17 protein-coding genes are annotated in these 20,350 nt (G+C 70.9%); 5 read left to right on the forward strand and 12 right to left on the reverse strand.

Features of this window, described 5'->3' with window-relative positions:
• Positions 1–3: 3 nt before the first annotated feature.
• The 7 genes from yedE to APAU_RS01685 form a co-directional block, all read right to left on the reverse strand.
• A complete protein-coding gene (gene yedE, locus APAU_RS01655; RefSeq protein ID WP_006299918.1) occupies positions 4–1,110 on the reverse strand; it encodes a YedE family putative selenium transporter in 1,107 nt (368 codons plus the stop codon).
• 110 nt (positions 1,111–1,220) lie between these two features.
• Complete coding sequence (locus tag APAU_RS01660; RefSeq protein WP_006299919.1) at positions 1,221–2,387, reverse strand: aminotransferase class V-fold PLP-dependent enzyme; 1,167 nt, start codon at positions 2,385–2,387, stop codon at positions 1,221–1,223.
• Between the two features lie 4 nt (positions 2,388–2,391).
• A complete protein-coding gene (gene yedF / locus APAU_RS01665; protein ID WP_006299920.1) occupies positions 2,392–2,988 on the reverse strand; it encodes a sulfurtransferase-like selenium metabolism protein YedF in 597 nt (198 codons plus the stop codon).
• Positions 2,985–3,560 carry a CD3072 family TudS-related putative desulfidase gene (locus APAU_RS01670; protein ID WP_006299921.1) on the reverse strand — a complete coding sequence of 192 codons (576 nt, stop codon included), beginning with the start codon at positions 3,558–3,560 and terminating at the stop codon, positions 2,985–2,987. The genes yedF and APAU_RS01670 overlap by 4 nt, the downstream gene beginning before the upstream one ends.
• Positions 3,557–4,120 carry a CD3073 family putative ECF transporter S component gene (locus APAU_RS01675; protein ID WP_006299922.1) on the reverse strand — a complete coding sequence of 188 codons (564 nt, stop codon included), beginning with the start codon at positions 4,118–4,120 and terminating at the stop codon, positions 3,557–3,559. Before APAU_RS01675 ends, APAU_RS01670 begins: the two co-directional genes overlap by 4 nt.
• 5 nt (positions 4,121–4,125) lie before the next feature.
• Positions 4,126–4,452, reverse strand: coding sequence for a DUF3343 domain-containing protein (locus APAU_RS01680; protein ID WP_006299923.1), 327 nt, complete (start codon positions 4,450–4,452; stop codon positions 4,126–4,128).
• 8 nt (positions 4,453–4,460) lie between these two features.
• On the reverse strand, positions 4,461–5,738 hold the full coding sequence (locus APAU_RS01685) for a double-cubane-cluster-containing anaerobic reductase (RefSeq protein ID WP_006299924.1): 1,278 nt from the start codon (positions 5,736–5,738) through the stop codon (positions 4,461–4,463).
• A gap of 426 nt (positions 5,739–6,164) precedes the next feature.
• On the opposite strand from APAU_RS01685, the gene APAU_RS01690 reads away from it, so the two are divergent.
• A complete protein-coding gene (locus tag APAU_RS01690) occupies positions 6,165–7,511 on the forward strand; it encodes an MATE family efflux transporter (RefSeq protein WP_006299925.1) in 1,347 nt (448 codons plus the stop codon).
• On the opposite strand, the gene APAU_RS01695 is transcribed toward APAU_RS01690, so the two are convergent.
• From APAU_RS01695 to APAU_RS01705, 3 genes are all read right to left on the reverse strand, one after another.
• The gene (locus tag APAU_RS01695; protein ID WP_006299926.1) at positions 7,508–9,535 is read right to left on the reverse strand and encodes a putative bifunctional diguanylate cyclase/phosphodiesterase; all 2,028 of its coding nucleotides are present in this window, start codon (positions 9,533–9,535) and stop codon (positions 7,508–7,510) included. The two genes, APAU_RS01690 and APAU_RS01695, sit on opposite strands and share 4 nt — an antisense overlap.
• A gap of 182 nt (positions 9,536–9,717) precedes the next feature.
• Positions 9,718–11,019 (reverse strand): Y-family DNA polymerase, encoded by a 1,302-nt coding sequence (locus APAU_RS01700; protein WP_006299927.1) that lies wholly within the window; start codon positions 11,017–11,019, stop codon positions 9,718–9,720.
• Complete coding sequence (locus APAU_RS01705) at positions 11,006–11,296, reverse strand: LexA family transcriptional regulator (protein WP_006299928.1); 291 nt, start codon at positions 11,294–11,296, stop codon at positions 11,006–11,008. The genes APAU_RS01700 and APAU_RS01705 overlap by 14 nt, the downstream gene beginning before the upstream one ends.
• A 132-nt stretch (positions 11,297–11,428) precedes the next feature.
• Between APAU_RS01705 and APAU_RS01710 the strand changes: the two genes are divergently transcribed.
• A complete protein-coding gene (locus APAU_RS01710; RefSeq protein ID WP_006299929.1) occupies positions 11,429–12,709 on the forward strand; it encodes a TolC family protein in 1,281 nt (426 codons plus the stop codon).
• A 46-nt stretch (positions 12,710–12,755) separates the two neighbouring features.
• Here APAU_RS01710 and APAU_RS01715 read toward each other — a convergent pair whose 3' ends face one another.
• Complete coding sequence (locus APAU_RS01715; RefSeq protein WP_006299930.1) at positions 12,756–13,589, reverse strand: aminotransferase class IV; 834 nt, start codon at positions 13,587–13,589, stop codon at positions 12,756–12,758.
• A gap of 187 nt (positions 13,590–13,776) precedes the next feature.
• On the opposite strand from APAU_RS01715, the gene buk reads away from it, so the two are divergent.
• The 3 genes from buk (at position 13,777) to carB (ending at position 19,201) form a co-directional block, all read left to right on the forward strand.
• A complete protein-coding gene (gene buk / locus APAU_RS01720; protein ID WP_006299931.1) occupies positions 13,777–14,871 on the forward strand; it encodes a butyrate kinase in 1,095 nt (364 codons plus the stop codon).
• 146 nt (positions 14,872–15,017) lie between these two features.
• On the forward strand, positions 15,018–16,070 hold the full coding sequence (locus APAU_RS01725) for a carbamoyl phosphate synthase small subunit (RefSeq protein WP_006299932.1): 1,053 nt from the start codon (positions 15,018–15,020) through the stop codon (positions 16,068–16,070).
• Positions 16,067–19,201, forward strand: a complete 3,135-nt coding sequence (gene carB, locus APAU_RS01730; protein WP_006299933.1) for a carbamoyl-phosphate synthase large subunit — start codon at positions 16,067–16,069, stop codon at positions 19,199–19,201. Before APAU_RS01725 ends, carB begins: the two co-directional genes overlap by 4 nt.
• Before the next feature lie 44 nt (positions 19,202–19,245).
• Here carB and APAU_RS01735 read toward each other — a convergent pair whose 3' ends face one another.
• Positions 19,246–20,250 carry an NAD(P)H-dependent glycerol-3-phosphate dehydrogenase gene (locus tag APAU_RS01735; RefSeq protein WP_006299934.1) on the reverse strand — a complete coding sequence of 335 codons (1,005 nt, stop codon included), beginning with the start codon at positions 20,248–20,250 and terminating at the stop codon, positions 19,246–19,248.
• Positions 20,251–20,350: the final 100 nt, after the last annotated feature.

Consider the following 20,350-nt stretch of genomic DNA (forward strand, 5'->3'; position numbering starts at 1 on the left):
TCCTCACACGTTCTCCCGGCGGTTCAGGAAGCCCACCGCCAGGCAGAACAGCATCCCCACGATCCAGGCCCCCAGCACGTAGGGGGTGGGGCCCTTGGCGGAGCTGGCCAGGGTGAAGTTGTGGGCGGCCGCAGCTCCCACCAGCATGCCCAGGACGAAGACCGCCGAGTCCCCGTCCCCTTCGCCGCTCAGGATGAACTGCCGCCCCGGGCAGCCCCCCGCCAGGGTGAAGGCCAAGCCGGAGAGGACCATGCCCAGGAAGTTCCAGAGGTGGTTCGTGTGGGCCACCGGCTGGCCCGTGGTTCCCAGGTGGAACTGTCCCAGGGCCAGGTTCGTGGCGGCGGCGGCCACGATCAGGGCGGCGATGCCCCGGAAGAGGTGGGGGTCCTTGAGCATCATGAGGTCCCGGAAGGCCCCCACGGTGCAGAAGCGGCTGCGCTGTCCCATCCAGCCCACCAGCAGCCCCACTCCCAGGGCGACCAGCAGGGGAGCGTGCTGGGAACCCGGTCCCTTGAGGGAGAAGAAGATCGGTCCCGTGGCGTCCCCGTCGGGGGTGCGCCCCATGAGGGGGGCCGCCACCAGCAGGGCCAGCAGCCCCACCGTGATCAGGGGCATCACGTACCCGGAAGCCCGGGTGGAGGGGTGGGCCCGACCCAGGTTGAAGCCGTTCCACAAGAAGCCGATCCCCAGGCCGATGCCCGCCAGGAGGCCCGCGATGCCCCCCAGGGCGGTGAGGTCTCCCCCGGAGAGGCGCAGGTAGGCCCTCCAGGGGCAGCCCAGGAAGATGAGGGCCCCGATCATGGCGAAGAAGCCCAGGAAGAAACGGACTACCGGGGCGGAACCGGAGCGGGGGCGGTACTCCCGGAAGAGCAGGGAGGCCCCGAAGGACCCCAGGAGGAGGCCCAGAATCTCCGGGCGGAGGTACTGCACCACCCCCGCGCGATGGAGCCCCAGGGCTCCGGCGATGTCCCGGGTGAAGCAGGCCACGCAGATCCCCATGTTGCCGGGGTTGCCCAGGCGTACCAGCACCGGGGCCAGGATTCCCACCACGATCCCCGTCAGGACGGGGCCCCAGGAGGAGGTGAGAGGACGATCCAGCGGTTCGAGCACAACATCACCTTCTTCTTCAGATTGGTGTTGCCTACGGCGCCTTCCGGCGCCGGGGGGCGGGTTCAGGCGGCTCGATCCACGGCGTCACCTCCTCTCCGTCCCAAAGGGATCTAGCGGCCCTCTCGGGCCAGCTCCTCCAGGGCCCGGACTGTCCGGTCCATCTCTTCGGGGGTGTTGAAGTACCCCGGGGAGAGGCGCAGGGCCCCCTGGGGGAAGGTCCCCAGGGTGCGGTGCGCCAGGGGGGAGCAGTGCAACCCCGGGCGGGACTCGATGCCGTAGCGGTCCGAAAGCTCCAGGGCCAGGGTGCCGTTGTCCCACCCGGCCAGGTTCAGGGCGAACACGGACAGCCGGTTCGACCCGTCCCGGGGGCCGTGGAGGGTCAGCCCCGGCACGGCCAGGAGCCCCGCCAGGAGACGGGCTCCCAGGCGGTGTTCCCGCTCCGCCACGACCTCGATCCCCGTCCCGGCAAGCCACTCCAGGGCCGCGGCGAGCCCCGCGATGCCCGGAAGGTTCGGGGTCCCCGCCTCGAACTTGTCCGGCAGGGTGGTGGGCTGGGTCTCCTCGTGGGAGAAGCTGCCCGTGCCCCCTTCCACGAAGGGGGCGCAGCGCTCCGCCAGGTCGGGTCTCCAGAGGATCCCCCCCACCCCCTGGGGGCCCATGAGTCCCTTGTGGCCGGTGAAGCACAGGGCCCCCAGGTCCCACCGAGCCGCGTCCAAGGGCACCACCCCGGCGGTCTGGGCGGCGTCCAGCACCAGGGGAACCTTTGCGCGGGCGCAGAGAGGGGCCAGGGCGTCCAGGTCCTGCAGGGCGCCGCAGACGTTGCTGCCGTGGGACAGCACCGCCAGGTCCGCGGGTTCTCTCAGGGCCTCCTCCAGGGTCCGGGGGGCCAGGAAACCCTCGGGGGAGCAGGGCAGCACCTCCAACCGCACCCCTTCGGCCTCCAGGCGGCGCAGGGGGCGCACCACTCCGTTGTGTTCCATGGAGGAGGTGAGGACCCGCATTCCCGGCCGCAGCAGCCCCTTGAGCACCACGTTCAGGGATTCGGTGACGTTGGCGGTGAAGGTGACGTAGCGCGGGTCCCCCCCGGCGTGTCCCCCCAGGAGAGAGGAGACGCGCTCCCGGCAGGTGGTCACCAGGTCCAGGGTGGAGAGGTCCCGGGATGCCGCGGAGCCCCGGGCCAGGTTGGCTCCCCCCGTGCGGAGGAACGCCGCCATGGCCTCGGGCACGCAGTCCGGCTTGGGCCAGGTGGTGGCGGCGTTGTTCAGGTAGAGGGCCATGGGATCAGCCCATCACCACGGGCTTGGCGGTGCCGTATACGGCCTCGGTGATCTCGAACATGTTGGAGATGGTGCCCACCGCCACCCGATCGGTGACGTCGAAGTGCTTCGTGCAGGTGCCGCACACCAGCACCCGCACCCCCTTGGCGGCCATCTCCCCCAGGGTCTCGTGGGCGGAGGAGTCCTTCAGGGCCAAGAAGACCGCCCCGTTCATCAGAGCCAGCACCGAGGGCAGGGGGGTCCGCTGGGCCAGGGTGCCCAGGAAGGCCTTCATGAGGGCATCCCCCAGCTCCGGGGATTCGCTCCCCAGGGTGCGGGAGAGGAGGAGCACCCCGTAGTCCCCCGTGGCGGGGGAGGAGGGGCAGGTCAGGGCGGGGGCGGGTCCCGCCTCGCCGGTCTTCTCCGCCTTGAGCACCAGCCGGGGGACCTCTCCACCGGGGGTCACGGAGTATCCCTGGCTCTCCAGGAACCGGGTCACGTTGGAGGCGGAGACGGGGTTGTCCACCGTCACCTCCAGGGACGCCGCCCCTCCGTCCACCGCCGCCTTGGCCAGCATCACCGGCTGGGGGCAGGGTTTGCCCGTCGCGTCGATCTGCATCATGATCTGAAACCTCCTTGTCCGTCCCCGTCGGGACGGGAGAATGCCCCCAAGGGGGCGAAGGAGAGGGCCGCCGGGCGGCACCCCTCCGGATTGCCTTCGTCCACCCCCGCGAAGGGGAGGAAGAGTCCCCGCTCCTCCAGGCAGAGGCGAAGCTGGTCCATGAAGACCCCCGGTCCGGGGATCCGCCGCGCCTCCGGGACCCCCTCGGCGGGTTCCCCGCCGCAGAAGCCCCCGCAGGTGCACCCCACCCCGCAGCTGGGGCTACCCTCCGGGCCCACCACCCCCGCCACCCGGAAGCTCTCCCGGAGGGAATCCTCCACCTGGTCCAGCAGGGGCTCCAGGATGCGGCGACAGTGCCGCCGGAAGGGAGGGGTGTCGTACTGCTCCGAGGTCATCCCCCAGCGCCGCAGGCCCAGGTAGGTGGTCTCGGGACAGGGGAGCTGGATCACCCCGAAGCCCTCCCGGATCAGGGGGAGCACCAGGGGTTCCAGGACCGCCGGGGCGTCGTTGCCCCGCAGTTTCGCGGAGCCGTTGAGGAGGCAGTGGGCCAGGAGGATCAGCCGACGGGTCATGCTTTGTCGGATGCCTCCCGGGTCCGGTAGCGGGCGGGGAGCCGGGGGAGGAGGAGGGCCACCAGGACGCAGCTGGCCACCTTGTCCACCAGGTTTCCGGCGATGCGGGGCAGGAAGGCGGCGGTGAAGATGTCCTGGCCGCTCTTCATCAGCCACAGGAAGAGGAAGTCCGTGCCGCCCCCGGTAAGGCCCCCGTAGATCCACACGGCGATGGGGGTGCCCACCAGGGGGCACAGCACCGCCAGGACCAGGCCCACGGCGGCTGCCACGGGAACGGAGAAGCGGAAGCGCCGGGCCGCGAAGCCCACCACGAGCCCCACCGTCACGTTCACCAGGGCGAAGGGGATGTCCCGGGGGTTGGTGAGGACCCCCTGGATCAGGTTGGTGCACAGGCCGATGAGGGCCCCCTGGAAGGGCCCCAGCAGAGCCGCCCCCAGGATGGTGCCCAGGGTGTCCAGAAAGAGCAGGGGGATCTGGAGGGCCTGGACCGTCGTCCCCAGGGCCAGGTTGGTCACCACGCAGAGGGCCCCCAGGGTGAGGGCGAAGGTGTTTCGTGCCAAGGCGTTCACGTCCTTTCGTCGCCGGAGGCTCCGAGGCCCCCGCAGGGCCCCTCCCGGAGGGGCCGTCCTTCGCATACCAGGTCCACGGGCACCGAAAGGGCGTCGGCGAAGCGCTGAACCTCCCCTTCCAGGTCCGAGGCGAAGCGCAGGGCCAGGCCGCAGCTCGCCGCCAGGTGCCGGGGGGTGGGGCAGAGGGCATGGGGCAGCCCCTGTACCCGCAGAGATCGGTGGAGCCGGAAGCCGTCGGTGGCGGTCCGGAAGAGGGCGTAGCTCCACGGAGGGCCGCTTCCCCCCGTGGACTGCCCCGAAGGGGGAGGTCCGAAACGCTCCATCCCGTCTCCTAACCCAGGTTTTCGAGGAAGGCCTCGATGCGGGTGCGCAGCTGTCCCTCGTCCCCGGGGGTGTAGTCCGTCTCCAGGGAAAGCAGGGGGATGCCCTCCTGGGCCAGGCGGCGGCGCAGGTTCTCCCCCTCCACCTGGTAGGTGGTGCAGAAGCTCAGGGTGGCGTCCACCACCCCCTGGGCTCCGGTCTCCCGGGCCAGGCGCACCACGTCGTCGAACCGTTCCTCGTTGGGACTGAAGCAGGCGCAGTGGATCCCGTCCAGGTAGCGGTGGGCCAGGGCGTCCAGGAGGGAGGGCAGGTCGCGGACCCCCGAGAGGTCGGTGGTGCTCTCGTAGTAGCGGGAGCCGGTGCAGTTCTCCTCCCCCACCACCACGGCGCCGCTGGTCTCGATGAGGTGGTGGATCTTCCAGTTGGGCACCACCACGGGGGTCCCGGTGAGGAGGACCCGCTTCGTCCCCACGGGGAAGGCCCCCTTTCCCTGGGCGATCCGGGCCAGGCACTCCTCCGCCAGCTGGTTCGTCATGGCGGTGTAGCGCGGCACGTCGTCGTAGAAGGCGATCTGGGTGGTCACCAGGGCGTCGGTCCCCGAAAGGGGAGAGGGGTCGTTTTTGCGGGTTCCGTGGAGTTTCTGGAGGGCCCGCCTCTTGTCGTCCACCCGCCGGGTCGCCTCCAGGAGGTTCTCGTAGGTGAGGGTCCGGCCGGTGCGGCGCTCCAGCTCCTCCGTCAGCCGCCGGATCTCCTCCCGCCACAGGGCGAAGCCCGCAGGGGACTTGCGATTGGGCAGGTCCATCACGTGCATGGGGACGTGCTGCCCCAGGATCTCCCAGGCCTTCTTCTTGCCGTCGCAGGTGTTTTCCCCCACCACCAGGTCCACGGACTGGAAGTAGGGACAGGTGCGGGAGAGCTTGGCCCCCAGCCCGGCCTTGATGAGGGGGCAGAGGGAGCGGGGCAGCACCTTCTCCCCCGCGGGGACCCAGAACTGGGAGCCCGCACACAGCCCCACGAGGACGCCCCCCAGGGCGGAGACGATCTCTTCGGGGACGTAGACGCAGAAGGAGCCCACCACCAGGCCACCTCGGGCCTTGTGGTCCGCCAGCTCCTGGATCCGGAGGCCGTGCACCTCCGCGATGACCATGTTGAAGTAGTCCATCCCCTCGGGGCGGTCGGTCTGGTTCAGGAAGGTCTCCTCGAACAGGGGGGGGAGAGCCGCGCAGAGCTGATCGTGGGTGTCCAGGTCCATGCCCAGGCTTTCCCACAGGGCGTGGTAATCGGCCATGACGTTCTTGTGCCTCCTCGGGCGGCGCGCGGCCCCTTTCGGTCAGGGGGGCGCCAGGGGTCAGGGAAAGCCCGGGAGGCCGCGAGAGACGCCGGAGGAGGGACGCCTAGGGACGAGGGGAACGGGGAAGGGCGAAGACCGGCGGGTCGGCGGACCTGTCCGGGGAATCCGGGGTCCTTGAGGAACGGGGACATGCATGCCATGCACTGATGGCCGCGGTTCAAAGGTGTCCGTGGATCATGTCCGTCCCTCCTGTCCCGCCCGAAGGCGTTTCTCGATTCGGGGCCATGATAACAGAGACGAGAGGAAAGGGGGAACGAGAAAAAGGAGCAAAATCGGCGGCTTGCCAGGAATTTTTATCCCCCCTAGGATGGGCGGACGGCGACGGGTGCCTGTGCCCCGAGCCGCCCGAAGGAGGTCCTGTCCATGTCCTCGAACCCCCCCATGGAGACGGAGAGCATTCCCCGCCTCTTGGTGCGCTTTTCCGGCCCCGCCATCGCGGGCCTGCTGGCCCACGCCCTCTACAACATCACCGACCGGATCTTCGTGGGCCGCACCGTGGGGACCGAGGGGCTGGCAGCCCTCTCCCTGGCCTTTCCCTTCATGCTCCTGTTCATCGCCTTCGGCATCCTGGTGGGGGTGGGCACCTCCTCCCGCATGGCCATCCAGCTGGGGGAGAAGGACGCTCCCGGCGCCGCCGTCACCCTGGGGACGGGTACGACCCTGGGGCTGGTGGGGAGCGTGGCCATCACCTTCCTGGGCTTCCTCGTCCTGGGTCCCCTCCTCCGGGCCAGCGGAGCCTCCGGCCGGGTCTTCGACCTGGCGAAGGCGTACCTGGAGGTGATCCTCCTGGGGGCGGGCTTCTCCTCCCTGGGCATGGGCTTCACGGCGGTGCTCCGGGCGCTGGGGCGTCCCCGGGTGTCCATGGCCGCCCAGTTTCTGGGGGCGGGGCTGAACATCCTGCTGGATGCCTGGTGGGTCCTGGGGATGGGGTGGGGGGTCCGGGGGGCCGCCTGGGCCACGGTGCTTTCGGAGCTGGCCCTGTGCCTCTGGGCCGCCTGGGTGGTCTTCCGGGGGCAGGATGTGGTGCGGGTGCGCCTCCGCCACCTGGTTCCCCAGGGGGCGGCGCTGCGGCGCATCGTGGCGGTGGGGTTCCCCCCGGGGGTCATGGAGATGGGCTTCACCCTGGTGGTGGCCCTGATGAACCGACAGGTGCAGCGTTACGGGGGGGACGTGGGGCTTTCCGCCATGGGGATCTTCTTCGGCCTGGACGCCCTGTTCTTCCTTCCCGCCCTGGGGGTGGGGGAGGGGGCCCAGCCCCTCATCGGGTTCAACTACGGGGCGGGGCGACTGGACCGGGTGCGGGCGGTGACCTGGATGGCCGCGTCCGCCGCCACGGTCTACTTCCTGGGGAGCCTGGTGGTCGTGGAACTCTTCGCGGAGAGCCTGGTGGGGCTGTTCAACGCCACGGACCCCCACCTGACCGAGGTGGCCTCCTGGGGGCTTCGGGTCTGCTACGCCGGGGCGCCCCTGGCGGGGGTCTCCATCACCGCGGGGTACTTCTTCCAGGGGTTGGGGAAGAGCCGGGCCAGCATGGTCCTCACCTTCTGCCGGTTCACCCTGTTCATCCTGGTGCCCCTGCTGACGCTGCCGCCTCTCCTGGGGCTCACGGGGGCCTGGCTGGCCCTGCCGGTGGCGGACCTGGGGGGGTTCCTTCTGGGGGGCTGGATGATGCGCCGGACCCTGGCGAAGCTGGAGTCTCCGGGGAGCTAGAAGTTCTTTGCCTTCAGCAGGGCCTCCAGCTGCAGGGGGGCCTGGGGGCGGGAGTAGAGGAACCCCTGGATGCAGGTGTAGCCCACCCCCTGGACGGCCTGCCGCTGTTCCGGGGTTTCGATGCCCTCCACCACCGTCTCCAGTCCCAGAGCCCGGGCCATCTCCAGGATGGCGGACACCAGGGCCAGGTCCCGGGAGTCCTGGGGCAGCCGGGTCACGAAGGACTTGTCCACCTTCAGACCGTCCAGGGAGAAGTCCCGGAGGTAGGCCAGGGAGGAGTACCCCGTCCCGAAGTCGTCGATGAACACCTTCACCCCCAGGGCGCGGAGTTCCCGGAAGAGGGACTCTGCTGCCTCCCTCTCCTCCAGCAGGGCGTTTTCGCAGATCTCCACCACCAGGAGTTCCGGGGAGAGCCCGGAGGACGCCAGGGCCTCCCGGATGGTCCGCAGGGGCTGTCCGTGGCGCAGCTCCGTCCCCGAGAGGTTCACCGAGACGGGGAGGGGCCCCACGGGACCGGAGGCCCATCGGGCGGCCTGGGCGCAGGCTTCCTGAAACACCCACTCCCCCAGGGGGATCATGAGCCCCGTCTCCTCCGCCACGGGCAGAAAGTCCGCAGGGGGCACGAAGGTCCCTTTCCCGGTGGGCCAGCGAAGCAGGGCTTCCACCGCCTGGACCCGGTTCGTCTCCGGGTTCACCAGGGGCTGGTAGTGCAGGGTCATGCGGCGCTCCTGGATGGCCCGGCGCAGGCCGTTCTCCAGGAGGATGCGCCGGGCGAAGCGGTTGTGCAGTTCCTTGTTGTAGAAGACGCACCGGCTTCCCCCGTCGGCTTTGGCTTTCCGGAGGGCCTGGGATGCCTTGTCCAGGAGCTCCTCCGCCCCGTCCGCGTCCCCCGGGGCCAGGGCCAGGCCCAGGCTCACCCCCACCACCAGCCCCTGAGTCCCGTACTCCAGGGGTTCCCGGAAGGAGGCGAGGATGCGGTCCGCCAGGGTGGCCAGGGAGGCGGGGGTCGTCGCGTCCGCCACCACCAGGGCGAAGGTGTTGCCGTCCAGCCGGGCCACCGTGTCGGCGGAGCGCACGTGCTCCTGGATCCGCCGGGTGACCAGGGTGAGGATGCGGTCCCCCTCCCGGTGTCCCAGCAGGGCGTTGATGTCCCGGAACCGGTTCAGGTCCAGCAGCAGGACCCCCAGGGAGCGGTCGTTGCGCCTGGCCCGCTGGAGCTCCAGGTTCAGCCGGTCCAGGAAGAGGTGGCGGTTGGGAAGCCCCGTGAGGCCGTCGTGGTACACCTGCCAGGCCAGCCGGGCCTCCTGTTCCTTCTGGGTGGAGAGGTCCACCCCCACCCCCAGGTAGCCCTGGGGGGTGCCCTCTTCGTCTTGGAGGGCCCGGATGCGGATGCGCTGGGGGAAGGTGGATCCGTCCTTCCGGCGGGTCCGAACCTCCCCTTCCCAGAAGGCGTTTTCCCGGAGGGAGCAGCGGATGGTCTCGGCGGGGACGCTTTTCGGGTCGATCAGGTCGAAGCCAGCCCGGTCCAGGAGTTCGTCTCGGGCAAAGCCGGTGCAGCGAAGGAGCGCCGGGTTCATGGAGAGGACTTTCCCCTCCCGATCCATCACCAGGGCGCACTCGTCCATCTCCTCCAGGAGGGTCTCCGTGGCGGCCAGGCGTTCCCGGGTCCGGCTCTCCTCCGTCAGATCCCGGACCTTCACCAGGACCAGGGAGCCCTCGAAGGGAGCCACCAGAAGCCGGCAGAGGCGTGGGGGCTTTTCCTCGGGACAGGGGAACTCCAGGGAGTGGACCTTCCCTTCGAGGCGACAGCTTTGGACCATCCCCTCCAGGGCGGGACCCAGCTCCGGGGGGAGAAGGTCCCTCATGGGGCGGCCCAGGGACCGTTCCGGAGGGGCGAGGAGGGGCGTTTCCCGGCCGGACTCGCACTGAAGGACGCACCCCTCTTCATCCAGGACGTAGAGGGCATCGGACAAAAGCTGTACCAACCGGTGCATGCGAGGGTCCAGGGCGCTCGGGCTCGTCATGGATGGGACTCCTTTGGTGGCGAAAGATGAATTTCACGTGGCGACATCGAACTGTCCCCGGATTGCCTCACCATAGCGGAAGTCCTTTTTTCTGTCTAGGATTTTGGGAGGGACCAGAAGGAGAAGGAAGTCCCGTCGCAAGGGGGAGCGATGTCCCGGGAAAGATGGGCTTCGGGACTCTTTTAGGGCTGGATTCGGGGCAGGTCCTCCAGGCGGGTGGTGGCGGCGGAGGAGCGTTGGGCTTTTCGGGGAGCCCAGGGGCGGTGGGGGTTGCGCAGCATCGCCGGGACCAGGGCTCCTCCCCCCAGCTCCTCGTTGATCCGATCCACCGCCGCCATGAGGCGCTGCTTTCGGGAATCCGGGAGGGCGTCCTCTTGGGCGAAAAGGTCTTGCTGCACCGCCCCCTCGGGGGTCAGACGGAGCAGGAGGATCTCTGCCTTGGCGTAGGGGACCCCGGGGACGTGGATCCGCTCCAGCCCCTCCCGGGTGGCGGCGATGAGGTCCGGGGTGTAGGCGGTGGGACGGGGAAGGGGGATCTCCGCGCTCCGGGAGAGGTAGGTCCCCCGGTGGCGGCTGGAGGAGGCGGTCACCTGCACCAGCCCCGCCCGAAGGCCCTGGGCGCGAAGCTGTTCCCCCGCGGTGGCGGCGAAGGAGGCCAGGGCCTCCCCCAGGTCCTCCTTGCGGCAGGTGTCCCGCCCGAAGGACCGGGACACCTGGATGCTCTTCTGCGGGGTCTCTCTGGTCTCCAGGGGGAGACAGGGGATGCCCCGGAGTTCCCACACCAGGTTGAGCCCCCGGACGGTGAGGTGCTGGAGGACCCAGTGGTCCGGCATGTCCCGAAGTCTGCGGGCGGATCGGATGCCCCGGCGTCGCAGCCGGGGGGCCAGGCGGCGTCCCACCCCCCAGATCTCCTCCACCTCCAGGTCCTCCAGGAAGCGGTCCCGCTCCACCGGGGAGAGGGTGGCCAGGTCGAAGACTCCTTCCGCCTCGGGGTGCCTCTTGGCGAACCCCGCCGCGGCCTTCGCCAGGGTCTTGGTGGGGGCCAGGCCCACGGACACGGGGATGTGGATCTCCCGGAGGACCCGCCTCCGGACCTCCCGCATGCGTGCCTCCGGGTCCTCCAGGGCGGCGATCTCCAGGGAGAGGAAGGCTTCGTCCACGGAATAGACCTCCAGCCGGTCCGTGCAGGTTTCCAGGACCGCCATCATCCGTCGGGAGATGTCCCGGTAGAGTTCGAAGTTGGAGGAGAAGGCCGTCACCCCGTGGTGGACGCAGAGCCCCCGGATCTCGAAGAAGGGGACCCCCATGGGGATGCCCAAGGCCTTGGCCTCGTCGGACCGGGAGACGACGCACCCGTCGTTGGAGGAGAGCACCACCACGGGCCTGCCCGCCAGGTCGGGGCGGAAGATGCGCTCGCAGGACACGAAGAAGTTGTTGGCGTCGCAGAGGGCCACCCGGCGGGGAAGGGGTTCAGCGGGGGTCATGGAGGATCCAGGTGACGACGCCGAAGAGGGACGAGGGGTCCTCCCCCGCCACCAGGCGACGGGCCGTGAAGCCCCGACCCAGGGGGGCGGGGAGCACCACCAGGTGGCCCGGGGAGGGCGTCAGAGAACAGTCCACCAGCACGAGGCGGTCCAGGGAGCCGTCGGGGCGGTCCGTCCGCAGGAGAAAGGTGGAGGGGGGGGAGGGGATCAGCAGGCGGAGAAGCTCGTCCCGCAGGTCCCGAGGGCCCCGCTGTTCCCGGTGGAACGGTATGGTCATGACGTTCCCCCCTTTGTCGGATTGATACATATAGTAATCATAAACGCGATCAAGTCAACATAAAACAGTCCCCGGGAGGCTTGCTACAATGAACCCCGGTCGGTTTCTTCGGAAGCGGGAGGAGGCATGGGCATGAAGAGGATTTCGTTTTGGGGACGATGGCTCCTGGGGGTGGCCCTGACGGTCCTGGCGGCGGGACTTCCCGCGGAGGCGGCCCCTCTGTCGCTGGAGGACTACCTGACCCTGGTGGCCGCCCGCAACCCGGACCTGGAGGCCACCCGCCAGCGGGTGGCGGCGTTGCGCCACGCCGCGGAGGCGGTGGCGGCGACCCAGCGTCCTCAGGTGCACCTGGTGGGCAGCGGGGCTCGGGTCGTCCGGGAGGAGGAGGGGAGCGCCTCCCTCTATCTGGCGGTGACCCATCGGTTCGATCCCTGGGGAAAGGACGATCTCCAGCTCCGGCAGACCCTGCTCCAGCACGACCAGGCGGCGGCGTCCTTCGCCGCCCAGGGGAACCGGCTGCTCCAGCAGGCGGAGCGGCTCTACTGGGACGCCTCCCTGGCCCGGCGGAACCTGGCCCTCCAGGAGACCCTGGTGAGGCAGCGGACGGAGGATCTGCGGGTGACGAAGCGCAAGTTCGACCTGGGGGCGGTGCCCAAGCTCGACGTGATCCGGGCGGAGGTGGCCCTCTCCCGGGCCCGGGGGGAGAGCACCGCCGCCCGGCTTCTCTGGAAGGACGCCCTGACGGGGCTTGCCCGGCTGGCGGGGGAGACTCCCGCGGAGCCCCTCCCGGGGGGGCTGGAGAGGCCCTCCCTCCCCGAGACCCCCGCGGACCCGGAGCGGGCCTTCCAGCGGAACCCCGAAGCCCAAGCCCTGAGGATCGCCCTGGAGGCGGCCCGGGCGGGGCGGGACCTGGCGGCCCTGGGGAAGGTCCCGGAGGTGAGCGGGCGGGTGTCCTACATGGTGGCCACGGACGAGGACGTCTCCGTGCCCCCCCAGGACGACGCGCGGCTGGCCCTGGAGGTCTCCCTGCCCCTCTACGACGGGGGGCGCACCCGGGCCCAGACCGCCCAGGGGGATCGGCTGGTGGCCGCGGCTTCCCAGGATCTGGAAGTCAAGCGGCAGAACCTGGTCCAGGAACTCTCGGAGGCCCGGAACCGATGGGAGGAGGCCTGTGCCCAGGAGGAGACCAAGCGGCGGGAGGTGGCCTTGGCGGCGGAGGAGCTGCGCATCGCCCGGCTCCGCTACGACCAGGGGGTGGGAAACCAGCTGGACCTGCTGGACGCCCAGACCAAGGACGCCGGTGCCCGGGTGGAGCACCTTCGGGCCCTTCGGGGGATGTACGTGGCCCTCACCGCCCTGCGCGGGGCGATGGGGGAGTACGCGGATCGCCTGTCCGCTCCGCCGGGGCCGTAGGAGACGAAGAGGGACGGGGTCGCCCCCCGTCCCTCTTTTTTATGGTCTAGTCCAGCCAGTGCTGGAGGGAGGTGCGGAAGAGGCGGTGCAGGTGCTGGGTCACCGGTCCCGGGGTTCCCTTCCCGATGCGGTGGCCGCCGATGCGCACCACCCCGAGGATCTCCTTCAGGGAGCCGGTGACGAAGGCCTCGTCGGCCTTTTCCAGCTCCGTCACCTTGGGGCAGCGCTCCTCCACCTTGAAGCCCCCCTCCCGGGCCAGGTGCAGCACGATGCCCCGGGTGACCCCGGAGAGCACCCGCCCCACCGGAGCGGTGACGAGCTTGCCCTCCACGCAGAGGAAGAAGTTGCTGGAGGAGGATTCGGTGATCTCCCCCCCCGGGCAGTAGAGGGTCTCGAAGACCCCCTCCATCCCCGCCACGGGGATGTAGCCGAAGAGGTAGTTGATGCTCTTGATGAGGGGGAAGGGGCGCTCCATGGCGGCGGGCTGCAGGGTGACCCCCTCCCGGTGCAGGTTCGGGTCCGGGGCGTGGAGGGGCTCGAAGAGCACGAAGAGCCGGGGATGGGGGAACCGCCCCTCCTCCCGCACGTCTCCCCCGGTGAGGTAGGGCTTCATCAGGACCTCTCCCTGGGGGCAGTCCGGCCGGGCCAGTCCCTCCCGGAGGATGTCCCGCACCTGGGGGATCAGGTTGCGCGCCTCGATCCCCGCCTGTTCGGCGCTTCGGGCGAGGCGCTCCAGGTGGGGGCCCAGGGCGAAGGTGCGCCGGTCGTAGGTGCGGATGGACTCGAAGACGCCGATGCCCCGTTGGATCGCCAGGTCCGACAGGGGGACGAAAATCTCCTCCAGCGGGCGGAACTGCCCTTCGTGGTAGCACAGAGTCATGGGAACGCCCTTCTTTCCGAGTTGTAGTGGTCAAGTCTGGAGTATAGGACAAAGGCCCCCGTCGGCCTAGGGCTTCCGGACCCGGTAGGAGGGACGGGGAGTTGGTTCTATACTGATAGGGTTCCATAAGTTGCAAGATGGGGACTTCTATCCCCGATCCACGTGGAAGAACAAGGAGGAATGCCCTTTGGGTTTTGTGATCCTGGCCATCAACCCCGGTTCCACGAGCACCAAAGTGGCCCTGTTCCAGGACGAGGAGGAGTTGGGGCGCAAGGAGCTTCCGCATCGGGCGGAGGACCTCGCCGGGTTTCCCCGGGTGGCGGACCAGAAGGCCTACCGTCTCGGGGCCATCGAGGCCCTCATGGAGGCCCGGGGGCGGCGCTTCGAGGAGCTGAGCGCGGTGGTGGGGCGAGGGGGCATCGTGGACCCTATCCCCGGGGGCACCTACCGGGTGGGGCCCCTGCTGCTGGAGCACCTGCACCGGGGCAAGCCCTGGGAGCACGCCTCCAACCTGGGGGGCATCCTGGCGGAGGCCATCGCCTCCCCCTTGGGTATCCCGTCCTTCATCGTGGACCCCGTGGCGGTGGACGAACTGGAGGACCTGGCACGGATCACGGGGCTGCCGGAGCTGCCCCTTCGTTCCCTGGTGCACGCCCTCAACGTGAAGGCCACGGTGCGCCTCGCCGCCCGGGATCTGAACCGGGACTGGCAGGAGCTTTCCGTGGTGGTGGCCCACCTGGGCAGCGGCTTCTCCATCTGCGCCCACCGGGAGGGACGCATCGTGGACGTGAACAACGCCAACGAGCGGGGACCCTTCTCTCCGGAACGGGCGGGGGGAGTGCCCGCCCTGGAGCTGGTGCGCCTGGCCTACAGCGGCCGGTGGACCCAGCAGGACCTGCGGCGTCGTCTGGTGGGGCGAGGGGGGCTTTCGGCCTACCTGGGCACCACGGACCTGCGGGAGGCGGCGGCCCGCATCGCCGCCGGGGACGAGGGGGCGGATCGGGTGGTGGAGGCCATGGCCTTCCAGGTGGCCCAGGAGATCGCCGCCATGGCGGTGCCCCTGCGGGGGAAGGTGGACGCGGTGATCCTCACGGGAGGGGTGGCCCACTCCTCGGACTTCGTGGCCCGGGTGCAGCGGCGGGTGGAGTGGATCGCCCCGGTGCTCCGGTACCCCGGGGAGGACGAGATGAAGGCCCTCTGTCAGGGGGCCCTTCGGGTCCTGAGGGGGGAGGAGGAGCCCCGGGACTACGAACGCTTCGCCGGAGGGACGGGGGAGCGGTGAGGACCAAGGGGGGCGCCCGGGGCGCCCCCCTTTCGCATGGGGGCCGGTGCGGCTTGACAGGAGCGGGAGGTGGGGTACAATCCATCGGAACGAAAGATCAGTATATCGGTAAAAATAAACCAAAGTATGGAGGCGGGAACGTGGGGATGGTGCGGCTCGGTCTGGCGGACGGTGCGGTGTTTGAAGGTCGGTGTGAGGGCCCCTGGGAGCCCCGGGAGGGGGAGACGGTGTTCACCACCGGTTCCACGGGGTATCCCCAGGGGTTGACGGATCCTTCCTACCGAGGGCAGATCCTGGTCTTCGCCTTCCCCCTGGTGGGGCAGTACGGGGTGGACGAGGACGCCCTGGAGAGCCTGCGACCTCAGCCGGAGGCGGTGGTGGTCTCCCGGGTTCCGGAAACCGGGGCGGGACGACGCTTTCGGGAGTGGCTGCGCCGCGCCGGGATTCCCCTGATGGAGGGAGTGGACACCCGGGCCCTGGTGCTGCATCTGAGGGACCGGGGGACCCTGCGGGGCCGTCTGGGAGACGGGAGCCTGCCCCGGTCGTCCCGGTTCGCCCCGGACCTGGTGGCCTCCGCCTCCTGCGCCGTCCCGGAGACGGACCCCGGGGAAGGGCCCCTGGCGGCGGTGCTGGACTGGGGGGTGAAGGAGTCCATCCTTCGGCGCCTGCGGGAGCGGGGGGTGCGGGTGGCCCGTCTCCCCTGGAACGCCTCGGCCCGGGAGGTGCTGGCCCTTCGTCCACGGGGGGTGTTGTTGGGCAACGGCCCGGGGGATCCCCAGGACCTTCTGTCGGGGCCGGTGGGGACGGTGCGGGAGCTGCTGGGGCGGGTGCCCCTCTTCGGCATCTGCCTGGGCATGCAGGTGCTGGCCCTGGCCTGCGGGGCCGCCACGGAGAAGCTGCCCTTCGGCCATCGGGGGGTGAACCACCCGGTGCGGGAGGAGGCCACGGGACGCACCCTCCTCACCAGCCAGAACCACGGCTACGGGGTGGTGGACGCCTCCGCGGAAGGGGCGGGGCTTACGGTCACCTTCCGCCACCTGGGGGACGGAAGCGTGGAGGGCATCGCCAGCGGCGCCTACCCCGCCTGGGGGGTGCAGTTCCACCCCGAGGCGGCCCCGGGGCCCTGGGACGGGGCGTTTCTCTTCGACCGGTTCGTGGCCTCCCTGGACGAGGAAGGCCGGAAGGGGGCGGCGGCATGACGGGGCGGGAAAAACCCTCCGTGTTGATCCTGGGCTCCGGCCCCATCCGCATCGGTCAGGCGGCGGAGTTCGACTACTCCGGGAGCCAGGCGTGCCGCGCCCTGAAGGAGCGGGGCTTCCGGGTGATCCTCCTGAACAGCAACCCCGCCACCATCCAGACGGACCGGGAGCTGGCGGACCTGGTGTACCTGCGCCCCCTGGAGGCGGAGGTGGTGGAGTCCCTCCTGGAGCTGCACCGCCCCGAGGGGATCCTGGCCTCCCTGGGGGGGCAGACCGCCCTGAACCTGCTCATGGAACTGGAGGAGCGGGGCTCTTTGGAGCGGTTCGGGGTCCGGGTCTGGGGCACCCAGCCCGGGGCGGTGCGCACCGCCGAGGCGAGGGAACCCTTCCGGGACCTCATGGCCGCCATCGGCCAGCCCGTGATCCCCAGCCGCTCCGTGGGGTCCGTGGAGGAGGCCCTGGCGGCGGCGGACGAACTGGGCCTGCCCCTGGTGCTGCGGCCGGACTTCACCCTGGGGGGGACCGGGGGAGGGGTGTGCACCGACGGTTCCGAGTACCCGGAGCAGGCCGCCGCCGCCCTGGCGGCCTCTCCGGTGCGCCGGGTCCTGGTGGAGCGGTTCCTGGAGGGGTGGCGGGAGGTGGAGCTGGAGATGCTCCGGGACGGGGAGGGCAACGCCCTCTGCGTCTGCGGCATGGAGAACCTGGACCCCATGGGGGTGCACACCGGGGACAGCGTGGTGGTGGCCCCGGTGCTCACCCTGAAGGATCGGACCTGGCAGCGTCTGCGAACCGCGGCGCTTCGCATCGTGGAGGCCCTGGACATCCGGGGGGCCTGCAACGTGCAGTTCGCCCTGCGACCGGACGAGGAGGCCTACGGGGTCATCGAGGTGAACCCCCGGGCCAGCCGGTCCAGCGCCCTGGCCAGCAAGGCCACGGGGTACCCCATCGCCCGCATGGCCGCCCTCATCGGGGCGGGGCTCTCCCTGGCGGAGCTGCCCAACCCCGTCACGGGGTCCGGGAGCGCCCTCATCGAGCCCGCCCTGGACTACCTGGCGGTGAAGGTCCCCTGTTTCCCCTTCGAGAAGTTCCCCGGGGCGGACCCCTCCCTGGGCACCCGGATGAAGGCCACCGGGGAGGTGCTGGCCCTGGGGACGGACCTGGCGGGAGCCCTGCTGAAGGCCTACCGGGGGCTGGGCTCTCGGGTGACGGAGCCGGGGTTCTGGGGGGAAACGGATCGGGGTGCCCTGGAGGAGGCCCTGACGGTGCCCACGGACCGGCGCATCGGGGCCCTCTTCGAGTGGGGGCGCCGGGGGCTGGATCCGGAGGAGGCCGCCCGGATCAGCGGCATCCACCCCTTCTTCTGCCGGGAGCTGGCGGAACTGGGAGCCCTGGAGCGGGCCCTGGGGGAGGGAGACCTGACCCCGGAGCGGCTGCGGGAGGCCAAGGCCCGGGGGTTGGGAGACCGGCGGATCGGCCAGATCCGGGGCCTTTCGGAGAGGGAGGTGCGCCGCCTGCGGCGGGAGCACCGCGTCGAGCCGGGGTTCCGGGAGGTGGACGGCTGCGCCGGGGAGACCCCCGCGGGCTCCCGGTACCTTTACGGGGTCTACGGGGGGGCGTCGGATCCGATGCCCCGGGACGACCGCCCCGCCGTGGTGGTGCTGGGGTCCGGGCCCATCCGCATCGGCCAGGGCCTGGAGTTCGACTACTGCTGCGTCAAGGCGGTGGAGGCCCTGCGTCGCCGGGGCTACCGGGGGGTGCTGGTGAACGACAACCCCGAGACGGTGAGCACGGACCACGACGTCTCCGATGCCCTCTACCTGGCCCCCCTGGCGACGGAGGACGTGCTGGAGGTGTGCCGTCGGGAGAAGGTGGCGGGGGCCTTCGTCACCTTCGGGGGGCAGACGGCCCTGCGCCTGGCCCAGGGGCTTCAGGAGGAGGGGGTCTCCCTCCTGGGCACCTCCTTCGAGGCCATCCAGGCGGCGGAGGACCGGGACCTGTTCTCCCGGATCCTCTCGGACCTGGGGCTCTCCCAGCCCCCCGGGCGGGGGGTGCGCAACCTGGAGGAGGGGATCGCCGCGGCGGAGGCCCTGGGCTTCCCCCTCATGGTGCGCCCCAGCTTCGTCCTGGGGGGGCTGGCCATGAGGCGGGTCCGGGACCGGGAGGGCTTCGAGGCGGTGCTGGAGGAGGCTTTCCGGGCCGCCCCGGGACAGTCGGTGCTGGTGGACCGGTTCCTGGAGGGGCGGGAGTTCGAGGTGGACGCCCTCTGCGACGGATCGGAGGTGCTCATCCCGGGGATCTTCGAGCACCTGGACCCGGCGGGGATCCATTCCGGGGACTCCATGGCCCTGTTCCCCCAGCTCTCCCTCCGGCCGGAGGAGACGCGCTTCGTGGAGCAGGCGGTGCGGAGCCTCTCCGAGGCCCTGGGGCTTGCGGGGCTGCTGAACGTGCAGTTCGTCCACTCCCGGGGGCGGCTCTGGATCCTGGAGGCCAACCCCCGGGGCAGCCGCACCGTTCCCATCGTCTCCAAGCTCACGGGGCTTCCCCTGGTGGACTGGGCGGTGGGCCTGGGGCTGGGGGAGCACCTGGGAGACCTGACGGACCTGCGGGGGCTTCTGGAACCGACGGGCCCGTTGGGGGTGAAGATTCCCGTCTTCTCCGGGGAGAAGCTCCCGGGGGCGGAGACCCTCCTGGGCCCCCTGATGCAGTCCACCGGCGAGTCCCTGGGGGTGGGAGACTCCCTGGCGGAGGCCTTCCGGGAGGCCGCCGGGGGTGCGGGTTGGCGCCTTCCCTCCCGGGGAACCCTCCTGGTGGCGGGGTGCCCCTCCGAGGCGGCGGGAGAGCTGGCGGCCCACCTGGCCTCCCTCCGGGCTCGGGGCTTCGGGGTCTGGGCGGAGGCGGGGTGCGCCTCCTTGCTGGAGCGTTGGGGCTTTCGGGCGGACCGGAGGCTGGGGGAACCGGAGGGACGGGAGGCCCTGCGGGATCGGGAGGCGGACCTGCTGGTGGTGCTGGAGGAGGACGAGGTCCGGGCGGAGGGGTGGCACCGGGGGGCGGTGGACGGGGGGATTCCCCGGATCGCCAACCTCCCGGCCCTTCGGGCCTGGGTGCTCTCCCTTCCCGGAGGGACGAGGTAGCGGGCCGGGGCCCCCTTCGGGGGCCCCGGCCCCTTGGGGGAGGCTCAGAGGGGGGAGGCTTCGGGGCGCTCGGGCTTGGGGTCCCGGGAGAGGAGGTCCTCCATGAGTAGCCTCGGGGAGGCCCCCTCGAAGAGGACCCGGTGGACCCCCCAGGCGATGGGGAGGTCCAATCCCAGGCGTTCGCCGTGGCGCACCACCGCCTGCACCGTGAAGGCTCCCTCCGCCACCTGTCCCAACTCCGCGCGGGCTTCCTCCAGGGTCTTTCCCGCCCCCACCGCCAGCCCCAGGCGCAGGTTCCGGGAGTGGAGGCTGTAGCAGGTGGCCAGGAGGTCTCCCACCCCCGCCAGCCCCGACAGGGTCAGGGGGTCCGCCCCGAGGCGCACCGCCACCCGGGTCATCTCCGCCAGTCCCCGGGTGGCCAGGGCCGCCAGAGCGTTGTCCCCCAGGCCCATGGCCCGGGCGATGCCCGCCGCCACGGCCACCACGTTCTTCAGGGCGCCTCCCGCCTCGGTCCCCACCACGTCCTCCCCCGTGTAGACCCGAAAGCGCGGTCCGTTAAGCAGGTCCTGCCAGGCCCGGGCCTCTTCGAGGTCACGGGAGGCCGCCACCACCGCCGTGGGCAGCCCCAGGGCCACCTCCTCCGCGTGGCTGGGGCCGGAGAGGACCGAGTAGGGGTCTTTCGGGCGCAGGGACGCCACCACCCGGTGCACCAGGTCTCCCGTGGCGATCTCCAGTCCCTTGGCGAGGTTCAGCCATCGCTTCGGCCCCGCCGAGGGGGGCAGGGACTCCAGGAGGGGGCGAACCGACTGGGTGGGCACCGCCAGGATGACCCGCTCCGTCCCCGCCAGGGCCTCCTCCAGGTTCGCCGTGCCTCGGACGTCCTGGTGGAGCAGCAGTCCCTTCAGGTAGTGGGGGTTGCGTCCGGAGGCGCCGATGAGCCGGGCCTGCTCCTCCCGGCGGCACCAGAGCCGCACGGGGATGCCCCCCTGGGCGATCAGATGGGCCACTGCGGTTCCCCAGCTTCCCGCTCCCAACACGCAGACTTCCATGGGGTTCCCTCCTTCGGGCGAAGCCCGCGCCCCGTGGGGCGGCGGGTCCGTCTATAATACCCCAGAGGGTCTCGCACGGTCGGGGCCCCGGAAGGGAGGC

The organism is Aminomonas paucivorans DSM 12260 (assembly GCF_000165795.1).
Taxonomy (GTDB): domain Bacteria; phylum Synergistota; class Synergistia; order Synergistales; family Synergistaceae; genus Aminomonas; species Aminomonas paucivorans.